The sequence below is a fragment of the Microcystis sp. M061S2 genome (assembly GCF_020245605.1).
GTDB lineage: Bacteria > Cyanobacteriota > Cyanobacteriia > Cyanobacteriales > Microcystaceae > Microcystis.
On record NZ_JADBUP010000049.1, the window covers coordinates 1 to 7,308 of the forward strand.

Genomic DNA, 7,308 nt, shown 5'->3' on the forward strand with positions numbered 1-7,308 from the left:
ATACACGGCAGAAGTCGTCGACATGACAGAAAAGAGCTTCTAGACTAGACATAGATGGGTTGGGGGTGCTGAGTTTATATATTTTTCAGCTTACTAGCCCCCGCCTTTTCTTTCCTCCCTTATCCCGAACTGACGTTAATTAGCAAAGGTTTAACTGTACCACACAGGTGTGAGAACTGCTATATCTGCCGAAAGTCCCTCCTTTTCCTATCAATTAACGATTAGCTGGAGTGGTTAATCTTTGCTTAGGAATGGGGATTTGGGGAGCATTATTCGGCTCATCCTCGAAGGGTAAAGCAGGAGGAGGAGTGGTAGCACTGGGAGATGGTGCTGGAGATGGCGTGGGATTAACGGCAGCGGGGGGACTTTTCGGGGTGACTACGGGTGCGGGAGAGCTAAAACCGAGGAGAGCTTTGCCAAAGGGAAAAACATTAGCCCAGCGTTGAATATTGGGATGGCCAAACCAATCTTGACGGGATACCTTCACCGAGAGCAAAGGTGCGATCGCCCCTGATTTTTCGGCGGTTATTAATAAATCAATTTTATTAATACCCTGTTGTTGATTAAAACGACTGATGATAGTTTTCTCCGCTAATTGCGATGCTCTAGTCAATAATCCTTCGTAGGATTCTCCCTGTTGAACTGCGATGGTAAGATTAACAGTGGATTGAGCAAAAACCACGTCAACGGCGATAATTCCCGTCAGCAGCGTTAAAACAGTAATAGACTTGTACATAGGACAGACAGTTAAACAGTCACTCCCTGGTTAGGGTCGGGATCTTCCCTGTGAGAGTTCCCCGATCGCTTTCTTAAATTACCATGATCGATCTCTGGCCACAATTGAAAATTTTCTGGTAGCAAAATCGTCCTTGGCTCCTACCAATAGGCAACAGGGGAATAATTAGGGCTGGCTGAATAAATCTAAAAACTTTGTTGGATAATATCTTTAGGCTTTTTTGAAATCAAAAAGTGCCAGCCATTGGAGTAATCGGGGGGAAAATTCAGGTACTTTTTCCCTAAAATGGGTCAACCCCCACACCCGACAACCCACACCAACGAAAAACTTTTTCAGCATAACCTAATTATATTTGGCTATATCAACAAGAGGTTTCTAATTATGACACAAACTAGCGAAACCGTTACCTATTCTCTCGAATCTGTCCTGAAAGAAATTAAAGATAGTATTAAAGAGGTTAATCAGAAAATTGACTCTCTCCAAAGAGATGTTAATCAAAAATTTGATACTCTCCAAAGAGATATGGATCAAAAATTTGACATTCTCCAAAGAGATGTTAATGATTTAAAGGTGGAAGTCACAGAAATCAAAGGAGATATTAAAACTCTTGATCAGAAAGTCGAAACAATGGATAAACGACTGGAAAAAGTCGAGGATAGTTATGCAATCCTAGTTAAAGATATTGCGGACTTGAAAGGGTTTAAATCTCTGATTATCCCCATGGTTGTGGCTTTTTTAAGTGCCGTGGTCACTTTGGGATTGCGCGGCTTTTTTCTTGGCAACAAACCTTAAATATAGCAGGGAATATTGTTATCATCAAGTTTATTTTGTACTCTACCAATAAAATCTATGAGTTTTTGTATTAATCCCCATTGTCCTAAACCGAAAAGTATCACGGAGAGTCGTTACTGTCAATCCTGTGGTTCCGACTTGCTTTTAAATGGTAAATATCGAGTCACAAATTTATTGAGTGCCAAAGGTGGATTTGGTAATACCTATGAAGTGATAGATGAACATAAAATAACCAAAGTATTAAAAGTTCTTACCTACGATTCCAGCAAAGCTATTGATTTATTTCAACAGGAAGCCAATCTTTTAAAACAATTAAATCACCCCGGTATTCCCAAAGGAGAAAACTATTTTATTTATCATCCCCGGGAGAGTCAAACTGCTTTACACTGTTTAGTTATGGAGAAAATTGCTGGTATTGACTTAGAAGAACATCAAAAACAAAGAGGATTTAAACCGATTGATTATCATCTCGCTTTGGATTGGTTAACTCAGTTAGCTAATATTCTCCACGAGGTTCATAAACATAAATTCTATCATCGCGACATCAAACCCTCTAATATTATTTTAAAACCCGATGGTCAATTAGTTTTAATTGATTTTGGAGCAGCGCGACAGGTGACTAAAACTGTCCTAGCAGGAGGTAAAAATACGGGAATTTATACCCCCGGATATGCTCCTCCTGAACAATCTCGTGGTCACTCTGTCCCCCAATCAGACTTTTATGCTTTGGGCAAAACTTTCGTCTTTTTGTTAACCGGTAAAGAACCCAGTGACCCAAAAATTTATAATATCAATACCAATGAATTTAACTGGCGTAAATATGCCCCAAATATCCCTTCTAGATTAGCAGATTTTATCGATAATTTAATGGTAGAAAAACCTATTGATCGACCTAAAGATACCAAAACTTTGCTAAAAATTATTGCCGATATTAAAGCTAATCTCCATCAAACTAAAAAAACCAAAAATTCTTCTCCTGAAAAACCTAAAATTGTTCCTATTCCCAATCCTGCACTTTTTTCTTTACTCGCCGCAATTTCTCCTAGTTATGCTGGGTTTTGGCTCCGATTAAAAGCCTCTTTAATTGATTCTTTTATCGTTTTTATTATCGCCGCTTTATTAGGTGGTTATATCTGTTTTCGCTTACAACAATGGTCAACTTTCCAAGATTTAAATCTTAACTTTAATATACCCAAAGAAATGTGGGTTTACTATGCAGCAGGATTAAGTGCAGCTGGAACAACAATTATCGGGTTTGCTTTATTTATAGCGGCAATTATCTATAATATTCAAGCCAAACTTAACTTTACTCACGAACATATTGCCATCCTGACCGCTCTTGGTTTAGGAATAGTTATTAAATGGTTATATTATGTTTTCTTAGAATATCTTTTTAAAGCCACTATTGGTAAAATGTTTTTTGATTTATCCGTCACCGATAGCCAAGGCCGACGCATATCTTTTGCAAGAGCCAATCGCCGCTACTTACTAAAATTTCTCTCCACTGCTCCCTTATATTTGGGCTTTTTACTGGCAGCCTGGACAAAGAAAAAACGCGCCCTTCATGACATGATTTCTGGTACACAAATCCGCAAGAAAAAGTAACCAGATACTAGAAAAGTAGGGAGATGAGAGCGGTTAAGATAGGAGAAAATTAACTACAATAGGGACAAGATATTCCCGCTCGGTAATTGGGGGACTGTTGATCTTTTTCATCGATGGGATGACCGCAAGCGGGACACATTTCATAATGTCCTACCTCTAAATTAGCTGTTAGGGCTACTCTTTGATCAAAAACAAAACATTCTCCTTGCCAAAGACTCTGATCGGGACTAACTTCTTCTAAGTATTTCAAAATACCTCCCTCTAGCTGATAAACTTGAGAAAAACCTTGATTTAATAAAAAAGCTGCCGCCTTTTCACAACGAATTCCCCCCGTACAAAAAAGAGCTATTTTTTTATCGTTAATACTATCAAAATTGTCGTGAATATACTCAGGAAATTGGCGAAAATGCTGGATTTCTGGGTTAAGCGCTCCGGCAAAAGTACCGATCGCCACTTCATAATTATTACGCGTATCGATCACTACCACGTCCGGCTCTTTCAGCAATTGGTTCCACTCTTCAGTTTTGAGATGAATTCCTGTTTTTTCGAGAGGATTAGCCTTGGGTTGACCGAAAGTCACAATTTCCTTTTTTAAGCGAATTTTTAAGCGTTGAAAGGGCAAATAATCACAAACAGACTCTTTTACATCTAGATGAGCTAAACGAGTATCGGTTTTTAACCAACTAATCACCTCGGCGATCGCTTGACGGTTCCCAGCGATCGTTGCATTAATCCCCTCGGCTGCCAGAAGAATAGTTCCTTTAATTCCTCTTTCTTGGCAGTATTTTTGTATTTCTGGCTGTTTTTGACGATAATCTGACAAAGCCACAAACTGGTAAAAAGTGGCGACTAGATAAGACATGGCAGGCAAGGGGAAAATTAACTTGTAATATTTTTCACTATAGGTTATAATAACGAGAGTGTCTCAAAAACCAGATCGGGGGTTTAGCTCAGTTGGTAGAGCGCCTGCTTTGCAAGCAGGATGTCAGCGGTTCGAGTCCGCTAACCTCCATAGCATCTCCCCCATAGTTTCCCTTTTGCTTGGTGATTAGCTCAAGTCTTTTTGGCGAGACAATTAGCTAGTTAATTATTAAATGATGTCTCGTACCTATCAAGCTACTGGAATCAATCTGCAAGGAATGGCCTTCGGAGAGGCTGATCGCCTCTTAACTATTTTGACCGCCGAGTATGGTTTAATTAGAGCCATCGCTCCAGGTGCGCGCAAGTATAAATCTTCCCTGCGGGGTAGAAGCGAACTATTTGTGGTCAATAATCTGTTAATAGTCGCAGGAAAATCCCTAGATAAGGTCGTTCAAGCTGAAACTATCGAATCTTATCCCAAATTAAGTCAAAATCTCGCCAAACTCACCGTTAGTCAATACCTCTGCGAACTGGTTTTGGCGCTCGCACTGAGCGAACAACCCCAGAGGGAATTATACGAATTAATCTGCAGCCATCTGGCCAGAATTGAAGTCCTCGACGAAAATCAATACATACTTCCCTACCTTTGTCAAGCAATTTTTCATTTCTTAATAATTGCCGGTTTAGTGCCGCAAGTCCATAACTGCCTGTTGACGGGAAAAGCTTTAGTTGGGGAAAATTGCCTAGGATTTAGTTTTGAGGCAGGGGGAATAATAGATCTAGCTGCCCTGACAGAAACAATCAACCCGCCCAAAATCGATAGTAAACTGACGTTGCAAGAACTGCAATTACTGCAATGCCTAGGAAAAACAGATTTTCCCCCAGAAGAAAACCTTGCCTCAGAACTAGCTTGGATTAACCTCGATCGCCTGCTGCGCCGCTATACTCAATATCATCTGGGAAAAACTTTTCGCTCCTCGGCATTAGTTGAGGGTTTATCTCCCTTAGAATTTTAAACAGATAGCAAAAATCATCATAATGCAACTGTTTGACTCAGAAACTAGCGACGCTAATTCTAGCGACTCCTCCACACCTGTTTTTAATTCTTCCGATTCCTCACCGAGGCAATCCGACGCAGAAACCATGAACCGCTTGCCTAAACGTGCGCCCAAATCCAATCCTAGTCAGGGTTTTGCCCCAGTGCTAAAAAACCCGCGCTTTCTCATTCTCTGGGCGGGGGGAATTTTTTCCCAATTAGCGGATAAATTCTATTTAGTCCTGATGATATCCCTAATTGCCACCCATTACCAAGAAGCCGATCAGTCGATTAGTGGCTGGGTATCGGCGATAATGATTGCTAATACAATTCCGGCGGTGTTAGTGGGTTCGGTGGCGGGTGTATATGTTGATAGATGGTTAAAAAAACAAGTTTTGGTTATTTCTAACCTTTTACGGGGGGCTTTTGTCCTCCTCATTCCCCTATTATTATGGTTAGTGCGCGAGCAAACTTTAGCCGTTCCCCTCGGTTGGCTGCCGGAAGGTTTAAGAAATTGGCATTACCGGTTACAGGGAGAATTTAACTTACCCTTCGGTTTTTTCCTGTTGTTAGTCATTACTTTTCTTGTCTCCACCTTAACCCAATTTTTTGCCCCCGCCGAACAATCTACCCTGCCATTAGTGGTAAAACGTCGTCATCTTCTACCGGCTAATTCCCTCAACACTTTAACCACCATGGCGGTATTAATTATCGGTTTTGCCATTGGTGAACCGGTATTAGCTTTTGCCGATAGCATTTTCGGCACGAGAGCCGGACAATTTGATATTGGCAAAGTGATGATTGTCGGTGCTTTTTATATAATTGCCGGTTTAATTCTAATTATCCTGCGAACTAACGAAAAATATGTTATTCCTACCGCAGAACAGCCCCATGTTTGGGAAGATATCCGCGACGGCATTCGTTACCTCAACAAAAATCATAAAGTTCGTAACGCTCTGATTCAGTTAGTCATCTTATTCTGTATTTTTGCCGCTCTATCAGTATTAGCCGTCAGTATGGCGGAAAAACTACCCGGGTTAAAAGCTTCTCAATTCGGCTTTTTATTAGCCTCCTGTGGTGCAGGAATGGCAGTTAGTGCGATTACTTTGGGTTATTGGGGCCAAAAATTCTCCCACACCCAATTAAGTCTCTGGGGTTCCCTGGGTATGGCGGCAGCTTTAATCGGTTTATCTCTAGCCACAAAGAGTTTAATTTTAGCCTTCGCTATGACCGCTTTATTAGGGATTTTTGCCGCTTTAGTCGGGGTTCCCATGCAAACTACCCTACAGGCAGATACACCCCCCGAAATGCGCGGTAAAGTCTTTGGTTTAGAAAACAATGCCGTTAATATTGCCCTCTCTTTACCATTAGCCGTGGCGGGTATCGCCGAAACTCAATTCGGACTCCGACCAGTATTATTAGCTTTAGCAGTTATGGCAGTTATCGGCGGTGGTTTTACTTGGTATGTTTCTGGCAATTTATCTAAAGATTAGCGAAACTTTTCAGTTATCAGTTATCAGTAAACAGTAATCAGGAGTCAGGAGTCAGTAAGTAGTCGTGCAAAATTAATTTCCTAGTGAAGATAGGCAAGAGGCAAGAGGCAAGAGGTGGTTAGATATGTGTAATTAATTTTGCTTAGGTACTTATTCAGTATTCAGTATTCAGTATTCAGTCCCGATGAAAAAATTTTCACCCCCACAGATGAAAGAGGTTTCCTTCCCTACACCCCACAACCCACACCCTACACCCTCTTTCAAGTCAGGAGATTGCCTTTATTTATTCTCCCATACCCCCCGCAAAGAAGCGAAACTAACATTAACTAAACGGTAGCTTGTGGTAGTAATTACTGAGTAACGCACAGAAAACGGGTTTCTCGGAGAAACCCGTTTTCTACTCATGCCTCATGCAAAAAGGGGAATAAATAATCAGTCTTTAATAACCAGATTTAGTATCAGGAGACAAAGTAACCTTAAACTTGTTAGAATCAAAAAGTTGTTATTTTCTGGTAGTCATTCACCGCTCAGATTCGTTAAAATTATATTACATGACTAATAATATTGACCATGATCGCTTATTTAAGGAGTTAATCTCCACCTTTTTTGTCGAATTTGTTGAGTTGTTTTTTCCTCAAGTGATGGATTATTTAGATAGGGACTCGATTACTTTTTTAGACAAAGAAGTATTTACCGATGTCACGGAAGGAGAAAGGCATGAAAGCGATTTAGTCGCACAAGTTAAGTTTCGCGGAAAAGAATCTTTTTTTCTGATTCATCTGGAG

Annotated in this window: 6 protein-coding genes, 1 tRNA gene and 1 pseudogene; 6 read left to right on the plus strand and 2 right to left on the minus strand. The window is 40.5% G+C overall.

Annotated elements, in window-relative coordinates:
- Positions 1–214 precede the first annotated feature (214 nt).
- Positions 215–736, minus strand: coding sequence for a hypothetical protein (locus IM475_RS09450; protein WP_287656922.1), 522 nt, complete (start codon positions 734–736; stop codon positions 215–217).
- 381 nt (positions 737–1,117) lie between these two features.
- Between IM475_RS09450 and IM475_RS09455 the strand changes: the two genes are divergently transcribed.
- Positions 1,118–1,528 carry a coiled-coil domain-containing protein gene (locus tag IM475_RS09455; protein WP_287656921.1) on the plus strand — a complete coding sequence of 137 codons (411 nt, stop codon included), beginning with the start codon at positions 1,118–1,120 and terminating at the stop codon, positions 1,526–1,528.
- A 57-nt stretch (positions 1,529–1,585) separates the two neighbouring features.
- Entirely contained in the window at positions 1,586–3,133 is a 1,548-nt protein-coding gene (locus IM475_RS09460; protein ID WP_287656919.1) for a protein kinase domain-containing protein, read from the plus strand.
- 49 nt (positions 3,134–3,182) lie between these two features.
- On the opposite strand, the gene trhO is transcribed toward IM475_RS09460, so the two are convergent.
- Positions 3,183–3,995, minus strand: coding sequence for an oxygen-dependent tRNA uridine(34) hydroxylase TrhO (trhO, locus tag IM475_RS09465; protein WP_287727388.1), 813 nt, complete (start codon positions 3,993–3,995; stop codon positions 3,183–3,185).
- A gap of 77 nt (positions 3,996–4,072) precedes the next feature.
- Between trhO and IM475_RS09470 the strand changes: the two genes are divergently transcribed.
- The 4 genes and pseudogenes from IM475_RS09470 to IM475_RS09485 all read left to right on the plus strand — a co-directional run.
- Positions 4,073–4,145, plus strand: a tRNA-Ala gene (locus IM475_RS09470).
- Between the two features lie 82 nt (positions 4,146–4,227).
- Positions 4,228–5,010 carry a DNA repair protein RecO gene (gene recO / locus IM475_RS09475; RefSeq protein ID WP_287727389.1) on the plus strand — a complete coding sequence of 261 codons (783 nt, stop codon included), beginning with the start codon at positions 4,228–4,230 and terminating at the stop codon, positions 5,008–5,010.
- Positions 5,011–5,032: 22 nt separating this feature from the next.
- The gene (locus tag IM475_RS09480; RefSeq protein WP_287727390.1) at positions 5,033–6,523 is read left to right on the plus strand and encodes an MFS transporter; all 1,491 of its coding nucleotides are present in this window, start codon (positions 5,033–5,035) and stop codon (positions 6,521–6,523) included.
- A 551-nt stretch (positions 6,524–7,074) separates the two neighbouring features.
- Positions 7,075–7,308: pseudogene (locus tag IM475_RS09485) on the plus strand (flagellar assembly protein H); the annotation flags it as partial.

Bases quoted from the DNA above. Each gene is read 5' to 3' on its own strand.
- trhO (WP_287727388.1), bottom strand. From the start codon at position 3,995: ATGTCTTATCTAGTCGCCACTTTTTACCAGTTTGTGGCTTTGTCAGAT.
- recO (WP_287727389.1), top strand. From the start codon at position 4,228: ATGATGTCTCGTACCTATCAAGCTACTGGAATCAATCTGCAAGGAATG.
- IM475_RS09480 (WP_287727390.1), top strand. From the start codon at position 5,033: ATGCAACTGTTTGACTCAGAAACTAGCGACGCTAATTCTAGCGACTCC.
- IM475_RS09460 (WP_287656919.1), top strand. From the start codon at position 1,586: ATGAGTTTTTGTATTAATCCCCATTGTCCTAAACCGAAAAGTATCACG.
- IM475_RS09455 (WP_287656921.1), top strand. From the start codon at position 1,118: ATGACACAAACTAGCGAAACCGTTACCTATTCTCTCGAATCTGTCCTG.
- IM475_RS09450 (WP_287656922.1), bottom strand. From the start codon at position 736: ATGTACAAGTCTATTACTGTTTTAACGCTGCTGACGGGAATTATCGCC.